Raw genomic sequence first — 16,363 nt, 5'->3', positions numbered from 1 at the left:
CGAGCCGGACGAGCTGCTGCCCGCGGCCAAGGCGCTCGCCCTGTCGATGGTGGCCGACTCGGCACCGGTCTCGGTCGCGCTGACGCGCCAGATGATCTGGCGCATGGCCGGAGCCCCGCACCCCATGGTCGCCCACCAGGTGGACAGCCGGGCGCTGCACTCGCGCGGCGGATCGCCCGATGCCAAGGAAGGCGTCATGTCGTTCCTGGAGAAGCGCACGCCGCAGTTCCCGGCCAAGGTCTCCAGCGACGTGCCCGCCGTCTGGGAGACCTGGCCGGACCCCGACTTCGCCTGACCGGGCCGGAGCAGGCGTTCAGCGCGTGACGCTCTGCTCCTGCCCGGTGTAGGTCTTGCGGAGCTCCCGCTTGAGCACCTTGCCGGTGGCGGTGCGCGGGAGCTCCGCGAGAACCTCGACCCGGCGCGGGCACTTGAAGTGGGCGAGGCGCTCGCGGGCGTAGGCGACCAGCTCCGCCTGGTCGACCTCCGCGCCCGGCGCAGCAACCACGACGGCGACGACCGCCTCGCCCCACCGCTCGTCCGGCACCCCGATCACGGCGACGTCGCCGACGGTCGGGTGCTCGGCCAGCACCCGCTCGATCTCGGCAGGGTAGATGTTCTCCCCGCCGCTGATGATCATGTCCTTGATCCGGTCGGTGACGTAGACGTAGCCGTCGGCGTCCCTGTGGCCGCCGTCGCCGGTGCGCAGCCAGCCGTCCGGGGTGATCGCGGCGGCCGTGGCCTCGGGCTTGCCCCAGTAGCCGCCCATGAGCTGATCGGTGTGCACCCAGATCTCGCCGGCCTCGCCGGTGGGCACCGGGGCGCCGGTGGCGGGGTCGCGGATCTCGATGCGGACGCCGTGGATGGGCGTGCCCGCCGAGACGAGCCGGTGCTCGGCGGCGGGGTCCTCGTGGTCGGCCGGGCCGAGGGAGCTGACCACGCCGCAGGCCTCGGTCATGCCGTAGACCTGGTGCAGCACGCCCGGGAACAGCTTCAGGCTCGCGCGCATGACGGGCAGCGGCATCGGCGACGCGCCGTAGGACAGCGCCCGCAGCGACGAGTAGTCGCGGTCGGCCGCGCCGGGGACCCGGACCATCGCCGCCATCAGCGCGGGCACCAGGAACGTGTGGGTGACACGGTCGCGCTCGAACATCTCCAGGATCGCGGCCGGGTCGGGCGTCCGCATGAACTCCATGCGCGCGCCGCACGAGACGGCCAGCAGCGCGTAGCTCGTGCCGCCGACGTGGAACAGCGGCATCGCGACCTGCACGATCGCGTCGGGGGAGAGGTCGAAGTCGGCCGCCACTCCTCTGGCGTGGGCGAGCATCCCGGCGTGGGTGAGCATCGCGCCCTTGGGGAAGCCGGTGGTGCCCGACGTGTAGAGCTGCACGAAGCAGTCGCCGGGCTCGGCCGGGTACACCTCGGGATCGGGCTGCTGCGCGCCCAGCCAGGCCTCGTACTCCGTGGGCACGGCGACCACCCGCTCGACGGTGGGCAGCTTCTCCCGGATCTGCTCGACCGCTCCGGCGAACTCCGGCCCGACGAACAGGAGCTTCGCCTGCGCATCGTTGATGACGTAGACGATCTCCGGCGGCGCCAGCCGGAAGTTGACCACCGCGTTGGCCGCTCCGATCTGCGCGCACGCCAGCGTCAGCTCCAGGCAGGACGGGTGGTTGAGGTCGAGCACCGCCACGCGGTCGCCGGGACCGACGCCGTCCGCCCGCAGCGCCGCCGCGACCTGCCGCACGCGCCGCGCCAGCTCCGCCCACGTGCGCGTCGTGCCGGCGAGGCCGACGGCCGGCGCATCGGGCCGCTCGGCCTCCCAGCGGGCGACGATCGACGTGAAGTCGGCGGGGGTGCCGGTCATGGGGGCTCCAGGCGCTCGACGGTGAGGTGGATCGGGAGGAATCGGATGGTAGCGGCGCGTCGCCGGCCTGGGCAGTCCTTCGCCCCGGGGCCGGATCGTGCCCACCCGGCCGCCCCGTCCTGTTCCAGGTTGGCTACCGTGAGCCACCAAGCCAGCGCCGCTCACCGGCACGCGCCGACCGCTCGGAGACCCCATGAGTTCGATCCCGCAGGCCCGTCAGATGCGCGCCTCGCTGCGCCGGGTGAAGGCCGGTGGTGAGCGTTTCCTCGGCGGAGTCCTGCCCGGCGCCACCGCCCGCCGCCTGCAGACCCGCGCTTTCGCCGACGACTGGGCCGCGGCCAACATCGACGCGAAGCAGGCCCACGGCCCGCTGTGGATCGTCCTGGGCGACTCCGCCAGCCAGGGCGTCGGCGCCACCACGCGCGAGGCCGGCTACGTCGGCGTCGTGCACGAGCTGCTGCGCCGCCGCGACGCATGGCGCGTGGTCAACCTGTCGCGCGCCGGCGCCGGCGTGGCCGACGTGCTGGCTCGCCAGCTCCCCGAGCTCGCGGCGCTCACCGCCGAGGAGCCCGCGGCACTCGTCACCTGCGTCATCGGGGCCGAGGACGTCGCCCGACGCACACCCGGCCTCGACATCACCCTGCGCTCGATGCTCGCGGCCCTGCCCCGCGGGGCCGTCGTGGCCACCGTGCCGCTGCGCGGCCCGGCTGCCGACGCCGCCAACGCCGTGATCCGTGAGGAGGTCGTGCGGCACGGGCTGCGCGTCGCCGACCTCGGGTTCACCGGCGGCGGCCCCGGCCGCGGCCGGGAGGCCGTCCGGCTCAACGACGTCGGGCACGCCACCTGGTCGCGCGCCGTCATGGCGGCCGTCGACAACCCGGCGCCCAGCCAGGAGGTCACCCCGCCCCACGGCATCCCGGTGACGCCGCCCGCGCAGCCGGCCGACGACGCCCACGAGCCCACTGCCTCCGCCGAGGGCTGACACACGCCGCGTCCGCACGCGCGCGTGGCCCGGACCTGATCTGAGGGGGCCCCGTGGACGACCGCTCCGGGTGGGTGACCGCGCAGGGCCTCACCAAGCACTTCGGGGCCGTCGCGGCCGTCGAGGACCTGACGTTCGGTGCGCCGCCCGGCGCCGTGACCGGGTTCCTCGGCCCCAACGGCTCGGGCAAGACCACCACGCTGCGGATGATCCTCGGCCTGGTGGCGCCCACCGCCGGGCAGGCGCGCATCAACGGGGTGCCGTTCGCGCAGCTTCCCCACCCGGCGCGGGTGGTCGGGGCCGTGCTGGAGGCGCAGGGCTTCCACCCCGCGCGGACGGCGCGGCGCCACCTCCGGGCGTGCGCCGCGGCGATCGGAGTGCCCGATGCGGCCGTCGACGTCGGGCTGGGCGCGGTCGGGCTCGCCGACGCCGCCGACCGGCCCGTCGGCGGCTACTCGCTCGGCATGAGGCAGCGGCTCGCGCTGGCCGTCGCGATGCTGGGGGACCCGCAGGTCCTCGTCCTCGACGAGCCGGGCAACGGGCTCGATCCCGAGGGCATCGCCTGGATGCGGTCGTTCCTGCGCGGGTTCGCGGCGCAGGGCCGCACGGTGCTGGTGTCGAGCCACCTGCTCGGGGAGATCGAGCAGACCGCCGACCACCTCGTCGTCGTCAGCCGCGGCCGGTGCGTCTTCCAGGGCCCGCTGGCCCAGCTGCGGGCCTCCCGGCGGGCTCGGGTGCTCGTGCGCTGCGCCGACCCCGCCCGGCTGGCGGACGCGCTGGCCGCGGCTGGGACCGTGGAGATCGACACGCTGCCCGACGGCACGCTCGCCGTGGCGGGCACCGATCCCGTGCACGTCGGGGACACCGCGCTCGCGGCGGGCGTCGCCGTGCACGGTCTCGTCGCGGAGACCGTCGACCTGGAGCAGCTGTTCCTCCAGCTCACCTCCGGCCGGTGGGCCGCGTGACGGGGCTCGTGCGCGCCGAGTTCCGCAAGGCGTTCTCGACGAAGCTGTGGTGGGCGCTGCTCGTGCCGGTGGTGGTGCTGTCCGGGTTGATCAACCTGTTCGGCGGGTTGTTCACCGCGTCGCTCGCGCAGGCGCACACGGGCACCGGGGTGCCTCCGCTGCTGCTCGGGTCGCTGGCCTACGCGCTGTCGCTGACCAGCATCTTCGCGGCGCTCTACGGCGTCGTGACGGCCACGGCGGAGTTCCGGCACCGCACCGTCACCACCACCTACCTGACCGCGCAGGGCCGCGGGCGCGTGCTGGCGGCGAAGTCGGTGTCGGCGGCCGCGATCGGGGCGCTGTACGCGGCGGCGGCCGTCGTGGTCGGGGTGCCCGCCGGGCTGGTGGCGCACTCGTCGCTGCCCGGGGTCGGCGCGCTCGCGGCCGTCACCGCCGTCGGGATCGTGGTGGCCGCGCTCTGGGCGGCGCTCGGCACCGCGCTGGGAACGGTGATCACCAACCAGGCCACGGCGCTCGTCGTGACGCTCGTCTGGATGCTGGTCGGGGAGCTGTTGGTGTCGGCGCTGCTCGCCGGCTCCGACTCCGACGTGCTCGCCCGCCTGGCCGCCTACCTGCCCGTGAACGCCGGCGACGTCGCGGTCTACGACGTGGCGGCGCGCATGTTGCTCGGGCCGGCCGACGGGGCGCAGCTGGTGGAGCTGCTGGCCGGGGTGACCGCCCCGCCGCCGTGGTGGGGTGCGCTGCTCGTCCTCGCGGCCTGGACGGCGGCGGCCGCCGCCACCGCGTGGGTCGTGGGCGGGCGCCGGGACGTCACCTGACGCGGCAGGTGGCCGTCGGTGCGGCTGACGGCCGTGCCGGGCGCCGCCGTCAGCGCGCGATGAGACTCTCCCCGGCGATGGAGTGGCCGATGAGGTGGGCCGAGCCCATCAACTCGATCCAGAAGTCGAGCTGGTCGGGCAGCGGAGTGTCGATGTAGGTGCCGACGGCGACCGCAGCGCTCATCGCCGGGGAGAGCCGGGCGAAGCGGGCCTGGGCCCGGACGGCCAGTTCCGGTTCCCCGTCCAGCAGCCCGATGCCGTCGCGCAGGGCTGCGCTGAACGACTCGGTGATGCTGTGGTTGTCGGCGATCCAGTCGGCCCTGCCGGCCACGAAGACGTCCAGCGTGGACGCGCCCAGGTCGGCGAGGTTGAGCACGATGCGCGCCCCCTCGCGCTGGAGCAGCAGCGGCAGCGGGAGCGGAGCGGCGACCGCGTCGACGACGTCGTTCGCCAGGCCGGCGCGCATGTGCCCGGGCTCCATCGGCACCCACTCGATCGTCGTGGTGTCCACCCCGAGGCGGCGCAGCAGTTCCTCGGAGCCGACCTGGAGGTAGCCCCGATGCGTGGTCACCCCGATCCGGCGCCCGGCCAGGCCGGCCGGATCGGTGATCCCGGACCGGCTGCCCGCGACGAGGAACAACCGCGGGTTGTCGGGCGTGTTCAGGGACAGGCCCGCGACGGCGCGCAGCGCGAGCCCGTCGTCGACGGCGCTGACCAGGTTCGGCGTGGTGGTGACACCGAGGTCGACCTGCCCGGTGGCGAGCAGCCGGGGGGTCTCACCCGGTCCCTTCACCGGCACCAGGGAGATCTGCAGACCGTGCCGCGCGAAGATGCCCTCCTGCGCGGCCACCCACAACGGCGCGATGTCGACGTAGGGCATCGTGGCCACCCGGACCCGTCGCAACGGGCGGGGTGCGGGTTGCCGCGCGGCGGGGGTCCGCGTCGGTCCCGGCGTCGCGCCCTCCGCGCCGGCCAGCGCGCGCGAGATGACCTGGGCCGTGCCGGAGATCAGGCCGGCCATCCCCGTGTCAGGGGTCCGGCTCGGTGGCGTCGACAGGGACACGGCCGCGACGACGCCGCCCCGAACGTCGCGAACCGGGGCCGCCGCGGTCGTGCTCCCCGAGGACGGGTCCCGGCCGTCGCGGGCGACGCCCTCGATGGCGATCAGGTCCAGTTCGCGGGCCAGTCGCTGCGGCACGCGCGGGTCCGGCACCGACTCGCGGAGCGAGCGGAGGTACCCGTCGCGGAACTCCTGGGGGGTGAAGGCGAGCAGTACCTTGCCGAGTGCGCCGGTGCGGGCGGGCGAGTGCGTCCCCACCGACCCGGCCCCGTCCCCGGGGTCGCCGACGGCCTCGACGCACAACACGGCGTCCTGGTCGAGGATCGCGAGCCGGACCGAGCCGCCCGTCCGCGCGGCGAGGTCCCGCATCGCCGGCAGCGCGGCCCGGCGCAGTGCCGCCGGTTGCGGCGCGGCCATGCCCAGGGCGAACAGCTTGCGACCGAGCCGGTAGCCGTCGTCGGTCCGCTCCACCAGCCGGACGGCGACGAGTTCGGTCAGCAGCCGGTGCGCGCTCGGCTTGGTCACGCCGGTCCGACGGACGATGGCGGCTAACGGCACCGAGCCCTCGCCGGGGCCGAACGCGTCCAGGATCGCGGCGACCTTGCCCAGGACGCTGTTGCGGTCCGGTTCGGCCTCATGACCAGCGAGCACGTCCTCCTCCTGCCCCCGGCCACCGGGATTCCGCCGAACGTCTCGCCTACCGAGACACACTGATTGTCCACCCTTCAACCACCCCGCAGGGTGATCGGTGGAGGCCGGGGCGGACCTGTCCCTCCCGGCCGGAGAAACCACTCGAGAGGTGTGACGATGGCGGACGTCGTGGGCATGGTGGCCCAGTCCCACTCGCCGTTGAGATGGGCGGCGCCGCCTCTCGGGGCGGCGGATCCCGGTGCGCACTTCGTCCGCGCGGTCGAGCGGTCGAGGGAGATCGTCGCCGAGCTCGGCTGCGACGCGGTCGTCATCTTCGGCCCCGATCACTTCCGGTTCGCCTTCTACGACCTGATGCCCCCGTTCTGCATCGGCACCGAGCGGGTCGACGGGGTCGGCGACTACGGCACCCCGAGCGGTCCGCTGCCCACCGAGCCCGACCTCGCGCTGCACGTCCACCGGTACGTCAGCGCGGACGGTTTCGACCCCGCGCTCTCGTTGGCCATGGCGATCGACCACGGCATCAGCCAGACCTACGCGGCACTGTTCCCCGCCCTGGACGTCCCGCTGATCCCGATCATGCTCAACACGAGCGCCCCGCCGTTGCCCTCGCCGCGCCGCAGCCACGAGTTCGGCCGGGCCGTCGGACGGGCCCTGCGGGCGGCGCCGACGGACGCCCGGGTGCTCGTCGTCGGATCCGGCGGCCTCTCGCACTGGCCGCCGCGGCTCGACGCCTTCGACACCGACCTGCCTGCCGAGGAGCGCGAGTTCCTGCTGACCGGACGGTCCTCGGTCGCCGACCGGGAAGCGGGCCGGCAGGACAAGGTCAAGGCCATGGGCCGGGCCGACGGCCGGGTCAACGCCCAGTGGGACGAGCGGGCGATCGAGCTGATCCTCGCCGGCGACGTCGACCGGCTCGCCGACCTGTCCGAGAACGAGATCGACCAGCTCGCGGGCAACGGCGGCCAGGAGATCCGGACCTGGATCGCCGCCGTCGCCGCGTTCACCGAGGCGACCGGGCAGCCGATCAGCTCCTGCCGGGTCGACTCCGACTACGAACCGGTCCCGGGCTGGATCACCGGGATGGGAACCGTCACCGCCACGCCGCCGGGCGTCGCCGCACATGCTTCTGGAGGTCGGTAGTGAGTATGCAGAACAAGGTCGTCCTGGTCACGGGGTCGGCGAGCGGGATCGGCGCGGCCTGCGTGCGGGAGGCCGCACGTCGCGGCGCCCGGGTCGTCGTCAACTACAGCCGGTCGGCCGACGAGGCCGAGCAGACCGCGGAGACGATCCGGGAAGAGGGTGGCGAGGTACTGGTCGAGCAGGCCGACGTCTCCTCCGACGAGCAGGTCCGGAGCATGATCGGCCGGGTCGAGCAGGCCTGGGGCGGGGTGGACGTGCTGGTCAACAACGCCGGTTACACCTCCTTCGTGGACTTCGACGACCTCGACGGGCTGACCGACGAGGTATGGACGCGCACGCTCGGGGTGAACGTGATGGGCACCTGGTACGCCACCCGCGCGGTCGCGGCCGGGATGCGCGCCCGGGGCGGCGGGGCGATCGTCAACGTCAGCTCGGTCGGCGGCGTCACCGCCAGCGGCAGCAGCATCGCCTACGTGGTCAGCAAGTCCGGAGTGCTCACGATGACCAAGGCACTCGCCCGCACCCTGGGCCCGGAGATCCGGGTCAACGCGGTGGCCGCAGGCTTCGTGCAGACCCGCTGGTGGGGCCACCAGGGCTACGGCGACGCGGCGCGGGTCGAGGCGCTGGCCGCCACGGTCGCGGACAAGACGCCGCTGCGGAAGGTGGCCACCCCCGAGGACATCGCGGACGCGGTGCTCTGGCTGGCCGACGGCGCCGCGCTGGTGACCGGGGAGACGATCCTCGTCGACGCCGGCATGCACCTGGGCGCCCCGCCCGTCTCCGGCCGGCGCTGACCGCCGCCACCCGCACCCACCGGTCCCACCGTCTCGCATACTTTCAAGGGGAAGACGCATGCCAGAGCAGCAGCACGACCGGGGTGCCTACACCCACGCTGACGTCCACACACTCGCCAAGCGGCTGTCCAACTGGGGACGCTGGGGCTCCGACGACGAGATCGGCACCCTCAACCAGGTCACCCCGCAGCGGGTCGTCGAGGCCGCCGGGCTGGTCCGCTCCGGCGAGATCATCAGCCTCGCGCTGCCGTTCGACTCGAGCGGACCCCAGAACGGCTCGTTCGGCCGCAACAACCCGGTGCACTACATGACGGCGACCGGTACCGACGCGGTCGGCGGGGCCCAGGACCACATGCGGGTGAGCCGGCACGCCGATGACGGCATCGTGATGCCGCTGTCCTGCGGGACGCAGTGGGACGGGCTGTCGCACATCTTCTACGAGGGCCGGATGTACAACGACCGTCCTGCGGAGCTGGTCAGCGCCAACGGCGCGGCGCGCAACGGCATCGAGAACACCCGCGACCGCATCGCGGGCCGCGGCGTGCTGCTCGACCTGCCCCGGTACGAGGGCCGTCCCTGGCTGGAGCCGGGCGAGGCTATCCACCCCGCGGACCTCGACGGCTGCGTGCAGGCACAGGGGGTGGAGATCCGCGAGGGCGACTTCGTGCTGATCCGCACCGGTCAGCTCGCCCAGGTCCGGGACCGGGGCAGCTGGGGCGACTACGCCGGGGGCGCCGCCCCGGGCCTGAGCCTCGACTCGGCGGAGTGGTTCGCCGAGGCCGGGCTGGCCGGGTACGCCACCGACACCTGGGGCACCGAGGTCATCCCGAACGAGACCCCGGACGTGTTCCAGCCGATGCACATCGTGCTGCTGGTGCACGTCGGGCTGCTGATCGGGGAGATGTTCGATCTCGAGGAGCTCGCCGCAGCCTGTGCCGCCGACGGCCGCTACGAGTTCCTGCTCGTCGCCCCCACGCTCCCGATCACCGGGGCCGTGGCCTCCCCGACCAACCCGCTGGCGATCCGCTGACCTGCGGCGGTCCCGCACGTCGTTCCCAGAGCTCGGCCGCCCTCCCGCGGCCGACCGCAACACCTCAAAGGTGAGGCAGCATGTCCGAACAGGCTCTCGTCGAGCCGGCTCACGCCGTCATCGGCTCCCGCATGCCGAAGCACGACGGTGCGCAGTACGTGACCGGCCGGGTCACGTTCGTCGACGACGTGACGCTCCCCGGGATGACCCACGTCGCCCTGGTGCGCAGCTCGCTGCCGCACGCCCGGGTGCTCGGCGTCTCGACCGCCGCGGCCGCGAACCGCCCCGGGGTGGTCGCGGTGGTGACCGCGGCCGACCTGGTGGGGCTCGCGGGCCCGGTGCCGCACACCTCCGACCCGGCCGCGGTGGGCGGGCAGCAGGTCGAGATCCCGGTGCTGGCCGCCGACCGGGTCGGCTACGTCGGCCAGCCGATCGCCGCCGTGGTCGCCGAGACCGTGGCCGACGCGCGCGCCGCGGCGGCGGCGATCGTCGTGGACTACGAGCCGCTGCCCTTCGCGCTCGAAATCGACGAGGCCCTCGCCGACGGTGCGCCGCAGCTGATCCCCGGGGGTGCGGGCAACCTGCTGGTCTCCGGCGGGTTCTCCGACGGCGATCTCGACGCTGCCGAGCGGGCGGCCGACCACGTGCTCACCGGTGAGGTGCGGTTGCACCGCGCCGGTGCGGCCCCGATGGAGACCCGCGGATACGTCGCCGACTGGAACGACCGCGAGCAGCGGCTCACCGTGCACGCGACGGTGCAGAACCCGCACCCCTTCCGCGGCGCGATGGCCACCGCCCTCGACATCCCGGAGCACCGGATCCGGGTCATCGCCCCGCACCTGGGCGGTTCCTTCGGCCACAAGACCCACGGCTACCCCGAGGAGGTCCTGGTCTGTGCGCTGGCCAAGAAGCTCCGCCGCCCGGTCAAGTGGATCGAGGACCGGGCCGAGTCGCTGCTGATCGGCGGCCGGGAGATGCGCGGCCGGTTCCGGGTGGCCTGCACCGCCGACGGCCGGGTCCTCGGCCTGGGCGCGGAGATCGACTCGAACCTCGGTGCCCCCGCCGCGGCGCCCGGCTGGCCGATGACGCTGATGGCCGCGCTCACCCTGCCGGGCGGCTACGACGTGTCCAACTGCACGGTCGGCTGGCGCGCCGTCGTCACCAACAAGGCGCCCTGGAACGGGGCTCGCGGTTACGGCAAGGAGGTCGCCTGCCTTCTCATCGAGCGCGCGCTCGACCTCGTCGCCGAGACGACCGGCATCGACCCCGGTGAGGTGCGACGCCGCAACTGGGTCCGTCCCGAGGACTTCCCCAGGGCCACGCCGTCCGGGGTGAACCTGGACAGCGGCGACTACCCGGGGCTGCTCGACGCGCTCGACGGGCACGTCGACCTCGCCGCGCTGCGCGCCGAGCAGCAGCGGGCGCGGGAGCGGGGCGCGCTGGTCGGGCTGGCACTGGCCTTCGAGGTGGTGCCCGAGCTGGTCGACCTGCCCGGCACCCTGCTCAGCGCGCAGGACACCGCCACCGTCTCGATCGACCCGTCGGGTCACGTGAGCGTGCTGACCGGGGTGACCTCACCCGGCGGCGGCAACGACACCGGCATCGCGCAGATCGTCGCCGAGGAGCTGGGCGTACCGGTCTCCGGGATCAGCGTGATCCAGGGTGACACCGACCGGTGCCCGTACGGGTTCGGCAACGTCAGCAGCCGCAGCACCGTCTCCGGCGGCGGGGCGGCCGCGCTGGCCGCCCGGGACGTCGCCGTGAAGCTGCGGGCCGTCGCCGCCGAGATGCTGCACGCGGACGCCGAGCAGATCGTCCTGCGCGCAGGCTCCGCGCAGGTGGCCGGCAACCCCGACGCGACGGTCCCGATCACCGCGGTCGCGCACGCCGTCTACACGCTGGGCTTCATCCTGGCGAACGGGATCGAACCCTCCCTCGAGGCGACCCGCAGCTACCGGCCGGGCAACATCCGGCACACGCCCGACGCCCGCGGCAACATCCAGCCGTACGCGACCTACTCCAACGCGCTGCACCTGTCCCTGGTCGAGGTCGACCCCGAGACCGGGGTCGTCACACTGCGCCGGCACGTGACCGTGCACGACTGCGGCACGGTCATCAACCCGACCCTGGTCGAGGGCCAGCTGCACGGGGCGGTCGTGATGGGCCTGGGCTGCGCGCTGGGCGAGGAGTCCCGCTACGCCGCCGACGGGAGCCCGGTGGGCACCGGCTTCAAGACCTACCTGCTGCCCCGCTCCACCGACGTCTGCGAACTGGAGCTGCTGCACCAGGAGACGCCGACGCCCTTCACGCTGCACGGCGGGAAGGGAGCGGGGGAGACGGGCGTGGGCGGTGCCATCGCCGCGGTCGCAGGCGCCGTCAACGACGCGCTGCGCCCACTCGGGGCTCGTGTCACCACCATGCCGATCACCCCGGAGGCAGTGCTGGACGCGCTGGCCGCCGGTGTCCAAGAAGGGGCGCAGCAGTGATCCCGACAACCTTCCACTACGCCGCTCCCGCCACGGTCGACGAGCTGACAGCGCTGCTCGCCGAGGACCCGGCGGGATCGGTCGTGCTCAGCGGCGGGACCTGGGTGGTCCCGAGCCTGAACCGGGGCGACCTCACGCCACGGTGCCTGGTCGACCTGCGCCGGGCCGGCCTCTCCTCGGTCGAGCGGTCGGGTGACGTGATCCGGGTCGGCGCGACCGCCACCTACGCCGACCTGCTGGCCTCGCCGTTGATCGGCGACGAGCTGGCGCTGCTCGGCCTGATGGCCCGGGAGGTGACCGGCGGCCCGCAGATCCACAACCAGGGCACGCTCGGCGGGTCGCTGTGCGCGGCCCGCCCAGGCTCGGACGCGGCGGCGGCCGTCGGCACGCTGGGCGGCGTCGCGGTCGTCGCCGGGCCCGACGCGGTCCGTCGGATCCCGCTGGGGGAGTTCCTCCGCGACGCGTTCGTCACCTGCCTTGCTCCGGGGGAGGCGTTGATCGCCATCGAGTTCCCGGTGCAGCCGCCGGGAAGCAGCGGTTACTACAAGCTCAAGCGGGGCGGGAGCAGCTGGCCGATCGCCACGGCCGCGGCGCTGCTCCGGCTCGACGCCGACGGCGTCTGCGAGCGCGCCGCGCTCACTCTCGGGGCGGTCGCGGCGGTACCTGTGCCGGTGCCGGTCGAGCAGATCCTGCGGGGCCGCCGCCCCGAGCCCGGGCTGCTCGACGAGGCGGCCCGGTTCGCGGCCGACCGGGTCGGCGTGCCCTGGGACGACGAGCTGGCCTCGGGCCGCTACCGAGCCACGGTCAGCCACGTCGTCGCCCGGCGCGCGCTGCAGCGAGCCCTCTCCGACATCCACCAGGTGACCCTCCGATGACGACGACACCGACCACTCCGACCACGCCGGTCGGCCCCGGCCTGCCCACCACTCCGACTCCCCCGATCTTCGAGCTGGCGGTGGTGCTCAACGGCGAACCGCGCGCGGCGTCCGTCGATCCCCGGATGCTGCTGGTCGAGGCCCTGCGCGAGGGCTTCGGCCTGACCGGTCCCAAGATCGGCTGCGCGACCGGGGACTGCGGTGCCTGCACCGTGCGGCTCGACGGCCGGGTCGTGAAGTCCTGCCTGGAGCTGGTGCAGTCCGCCGCCGGCAGCGAGATCACGACCATCGAGGGGATGGCCGAAGGCGACCGGCTCACCCCGGTACAGCAGGCGTTCTGCGACCGGTACGGCTTCCAGTGCGGGTTCTGCCTGTCCGGGATGCTGTTCGCCGCCGAGGACCTGCTGGCGAGGACCGCCGATCCCTCGGACGAGGAGATCCGCGACGCCATCCGGGGCAACCTCTGCCGCTGCACCGGCTACCAGAACATCGTCGAGGCGATCCGCGAGGCCGCCGTCACGCGCCGCTGCGCCACCACCGGCGGGGTCTGAGCGATGCCTGCGACCGAACCCGCCACGAATGGAGAACGCGCCGTGCCCACCGAGTCCAGCCCCGTCGTCGGGATCGCCGAGGAGACACCGAGGGACACCCCGGTCTGGGTGGCCCTGGGGGCGGTGCCGCACACGATCGAGTACGTCGAGGCGGGCCCGTGGCGAACCCGGGTCCTGCAGGCGGGCGCCGGTGAGCCGCTGGTCCTGCTGGCCGGTACCGGCGGCCACCTGGAGGCCTACGCGCACAACATCCCGGCACTCGCCGAGCACTACCGGGTGATCGCCTTCGACTACCCGGGCCACGGCTACACCACCCATGCCACCGCGGATCTGGAACTCCCGGACTACGTCGATCACCTGCTCGGCCTGCTCGACGCGCTCGGCATCGACAAGGCCCATCTGAGCGGGGAGTCGCTCGGCGGCTGGGTGGCCGTCAAGTTCGCCGCCGCCCATCCCGAGCGGACCGGCCGGCTGGTGCTCAACACCCCCGGCGGCACGATGGCCCGGCCCGAGGTCATGGAGCGGATCCGCAGCCTGTCGCAGGCCGCGGCCGACGACCCGTCGGACGAACGGATCCGGGCCCGGCTCGAGTGGCTGATGGCCGACCCGAAGACGGTGACCGACGAGCTCGTCGCCATCCGCCGCACGATCTACGCCCGGCCCGGGTTCGCCGGGTCGATGCGGCACATCCTCTGCCTGCAGGACCCGGGCGTCCGGCGGCGCAACCTCGTCACCGACGACGAGCTGGCGGCCGTGCCGAACGGCGCCATGGTCGTGTGGACCTCCGACGACCCGTCCGGGCCGGCCGCCGCCGGGATGGAGATGGCCGAGAAGATCCCCGGCGGCCGGTTCACCTACATCGCGGACGCCGGCCACTGGCCGCAGTGGGAGCAGCGCGAGACGTTCAACCGGCTTGTGCTGGACTTCCTCGGGCGCCGGGACGTCACCTGACGCCGCAGGCCGCTGTGGGTGCGGCATACGGTGGAGACGTGCCCGTCGCTCCCTCCCCTTCGATCTCCACCCCCACTTCCCCCGGTTGGATCCGCAGGCTGATCGGCGCCTCCATGCGCCACCGCGGCATCGCGGTCACGGCGCTCGTGGCGTCGGGGCTGGGCGTCAGCCTCGACGCGATCGGCCCGCTGCTCATCCGCGTGGCCGTCGACGACGCGGTGAAGGGCTCCACCGCGGTGCTCGCGCAGATCGTCGCCGCGATCCTCGGCCTGTCGCTGCTCGGCTTCGCCGCGTCCTTCCTGCGCCGCTACCTCGGCGGCCGGCTCGCGCTCGACGTCCAGCACGACCTGCGCCGCCAGGTCTTCACGGCCGTCCAGCGCCTCGACGGCGAGCGGCAGGACACGATGCGCACGGGCCAGGTGGTCTCCCGCGCCATCACCGATCTGAACCTGTTGCAGGGGCTGCTCTCGATGGTGCCGCTGTCGCTCGGCACGGTGGTGCTGGTCGTCGTCTCGGTGGGGGCGATGCTGTGGCTGTCCCCGACGCTCACGCTGGTGGCGCTGGTGCTGCTGCCGCTGGCCGGCTGGATCACGCTGAAGTCCCGGACCAGGCTGTTCCCGGCCACGTGGTCGGCGCAGCAGCGGGCCGCCGACATCGCGCAGCACGTCGAGGAGACGGTCACCGGCGTGCGGGTGGTGAAGGGCTTCGGGCAGGAGGTACGCGAGGTCGCCACCCTGGAACGCGGGGCGCGCCGGCTGTTCGCCGAGCGCATCCGCGCCGCCCGGATGACGGCCCGGCTCAACCCCACCCTGCTCACGCTGCCCACGCTCGGACAGGTCGGCGTCATCGCGGTCGGCGGCGTGCTGGCGCTGAACGGGTCGATCTCGCTCGGCACCTTCCTCGCGTTCACCACCTACGTCGCCGGGCTCGTCGGGCCCGCGCGGCTGCTCGGCTCGCTCATCGTCACCGCTCAGCTGGCCCGGGCAGGTGTGGAGCGCGTGTACGACCTGATCGACTCCCAGTCCGACGTCGCCGACCCGGCGTCGCCGTCCACGCTGCCCGAGGGGCCGCTCGCGGTCGAGCTGGACCACGTCACGTTCGGCTACTCGCGCCGCGAGCCCGTGCTCGATGACGTCTCGCTGCGCGTCGAGCCAGGGGAGACGCTCGCGCTCGTCGGCACGGCGGGATCGGGCAAGTCCACCGTCGCGCTGCTGCTGCCGCGATTCTACGACCCGCAGAGCGGCGAGCTGCGCCTCGGCGGGGTGCCGCTGCCGGAGCTTCGGCTGCACGACCTCCGCCGCGAGCTCGGGGTGGTGTTCGAGGAGGCGTTCCTGTTCTCCGACACCATCGGCGCCAACATCGCCTACGGCCGTCCCGACGCGAGCGACGAGGAGATCCGCGCCGCCGCGCGTGCGGCGCAGGTGCACACGTTCGTCGACCAGCTGCCCGACGGCTTCGACACGCTCGTCGGCGAACGGGGGCTGACGCTCTCCGGTGGTCAGCGCCAGCGGATCGCCCTGGCCCGCGCGGTGCTCACCGACCCGCGCGTCCTCGTGCTGGACGACGCCACGTCCGCGGTCGACACGGCCACCGAGGCCGCCATCCACGAGACGCTCCGCGAGCTCACGGCCGGGCGTACCACGCTGCTCGTCGCCCACCGGCGTTCCACGCTCGCGCTGGCCGACCGGATCGCCGTGCTCGACGCCGGTCGTGTCGTCGACGTCGGCACGGAGGTCGAGCTCACCGCACGGTCGCCGCTGTTCCGCGAGCTGCTCGCGGTGGCCGACACCGAGGGCGGGACGGCCGTTCCGGCGCCCGCCGCTCCCCGTCCCGCCCTCGGCGGTATCACACCCGAGCTGTGGCCCGAGCCCGCCGAGCTCGCCCCCGGCGACACCGCCACCCGGGCGGCCGCGGCCTCCGGCGCCGCCGGGGCGAGTGCGCGTGGCGGGCCCTCGGGGATGGCGGGTGCGCTCCCCGCATCGCCCAAGCTGATGGCCGCGGTCGCGGCGCTGCGCCCGGCCACCGACGTGCCGAAGCTCGGCGACGTCGACCCCACTGAGCCCGATCCCGGCTTTCGGCTCGGCGGCCTCCTGCGTCCCGTGCGCAGGCTGCTGGCCCTCGCGGTCACGTTCGTCGCGCTCGACGCGCTGAGCTCGCTGGCGTTCCCCAACATCGCCCGGCTGGCCGTCGACGGCG

At 74.0% G+C, this 16,363-nt stretch carries 13 protein-coding genes and 1 pseudogene; 12 read left to right on the top strand and 2 right to left on the bottom strand.

The window, feature by feature from the left end; all coding sequences use genetic code 11:
- Positions 1–295 (top strand): annotated as a pseudogene (locus JWR81_RS02680) (enoyl-CoA hydratase); the annotation flags it as partial.
- Between the two features lie 18 nt (positions 296–313).
- Here the strand turns inward: JWR81_RS02680 and JWR81_RS02675 are convergent.
- Positions 314–1,864 (bottom strand): long-chain-fatty-acid--CoA ligase, encoded by a 1,551-nt coding sequence (locus JWR81_RS02675; protein ID WP_297646177.1) that lies wholly within the window; start codon positions 1,862–1,864, stop codon positions 314–316.
- A gap of 193 nt (positions 1,865–2,057) precedes the next feature.
- Between JWR81_RS02675 and JWR81_RS02670 the strand changes: the two genes are divergently transcribed.
- From JWR81_RS02670 to JWR81_RS02660, 3 genes are read left to right on the top strand one after another with little or no spacing between them, the layout of a single operon-like run.
- Positions 2,058–2,846, top strand: coding sequence for an SGNH/GDSL hydrolase family protein (locus JWR81_RS02670; protein WP_297646175.1), 789 nt, complete (start codon positions 2,058–2,060; stop codon positions 2,844–2,846).
- Between the two features lie 53 nt (positions 2,847–2,899).
- Positions 2,900–3,811, top strand: a complete 912-nt coding sequence (locus JWR81_RS02665; protein ID WP_297646173.1) for an ABC transporter ATP-binding protein — start codon at positions 2,900–2,902, stop codon at positions 3,809–3,811.
- Entirely contained in the window at positions 3,808–4,629 is an 822-nt protein-coding gene (locus JWR81_RS02660; protein WP_297646171.1) for a hypothetical protein, read from the top strand. Before JWR81_RS02665 ends, JWR81_RS02660 begins: the two co-directional genes overlap by 4 nt.
- A gap of 49 nt (positions 4,630–4,678) precedes the next feature.
- On the opposite strand, the gene JWR81_RS02655 is transcribed toward JWR81_RS02660, so the two are convergent.
- A complete protein-coding gene (locus tag JWR81_RS02655) occupies positions 4,679–6,340 on the bottom strand; it encodes an ABC transporter substrate-binding protein (protein ID WP_297646169.1) in 1,662 nt (553 codons plus the stop codon).
- A 156-nt stretch (positions 6,341–6,496) separates the two neighbouring features.
- On the opposite strand from JWR81_RS02655, the gene JWR81_RS02650 reads away from it, so the two are divergent.
- The 8 genes from JWR81_RS02650 to JWR81_RS02615 all read left to right on the top strand — a co-directional run.
- Positions 6,497–7,480, top strand: a complete 984-nt coding sequence (locus JWR81_RS02650) for a 2,3-dihydroxyphenylpropionate 1,2-dioxygenase (RefSeq protein WP_297646167.1) — start codon at positions 6,497–6,499, stop codon at positions 7,478–7,480.
- Positions 7,481–7,485: 5 nt separating this feature from the next.
- Positions 7,486–8,274 (top strand): SDR family NAD(P)-dependent oxidoreductase, encoded by a 789-nt coding sequence (locus JWR81_RS02645; RefSeq protein ID WP_297646181.1) that lies wholly within the window; start codon positions 7,486–7,488, stop codon positions 8,272–8,274.
- A gap of 58 nt (positions 8,275–8,332) precedes the next feature.
- Positions 8,333–9,304 (top strand): cyclase family protein, encoded by a 972-nt coding sequence (locus JWR81_RS02640; RefSeq protein ID WP_297646165.1) that lies wholly within the window; start codon positions 8,333–8,335, stop codon positions 9,302–9,304.
- A gap of 80 nt (positions 9,305–9,384) precedes the next feature.
- The gene (locus JWR81_RS02635) at positions 9,385–11,790 is read left to right on the top strand and encodes a xanthine dehydrogenase family protein molybdopterin-binding subunit (protein ID WP_297646163.1); all 2,406 of its coding nucleotides are present in this window, start codon (positions 9,385–9,387) and stop codon (positions 11,788–11,790) included.
- Entirely contained in the window at positions 11,787–12,665 is an 879-nt protein-coding gene (locus JWR81_RS02630) for an FAD binding domain-containing protein (RefSeq protein WP_297646161.1), read from the top strand. The genes JWR81_RS02635 and JWR81_RS02630 overlap by 4 nt, the downstream gene beginning before the upstream one ends.
- Complete coding sequence (locus tag JWR81_RS02625; protein WP_297646159.1) at positions 12,662–13,216, top strand: (2Fe-2S)-binding protein; 555 nt, start codon at positions 12,662–12,664, stop codon at positions 13,214–13,216. Before JWR81_RS02630 ends, JWR81_RS02625 begins: the two co-directional genes overlap by 4 nt.
- A 42-nt stretch (positions 13,217–13,258) precedes the next feature.
- Positions 13,259–14,167, top strand: a complete 909-nt coding sequence (locus JWR81_RS02620; RefSeq protein ID WP_297646156.1) for an alpha/beta fold hydrolase — start codon at positions 13,259–13,261, stop codon at positions 14,165–14,167.
- A gap of 113 nt (positions 14,168–14,280) precedes the next feature.
- On the top strand, positions 14,281–16,363 hold a 2,083-nt coding region (locus tag JWR81_RS02615; protein ID WP_297646179.1), incomplete at its 3' end, for an ABC transporter ATP-binding protein.

This window comes from Pseudonocardia sp. (assembly GCF_025965585.1).
GTDB lineage: Bacteria > Actinomycetota > Actinomycetes > Mycobacteriales > Pseudonocardiaceae > Pseudonocardia.
Note: the sequence above shows the minus strand (reverse complement) of the source record. Positions and strands in the feature narration are given on the sequence as shown.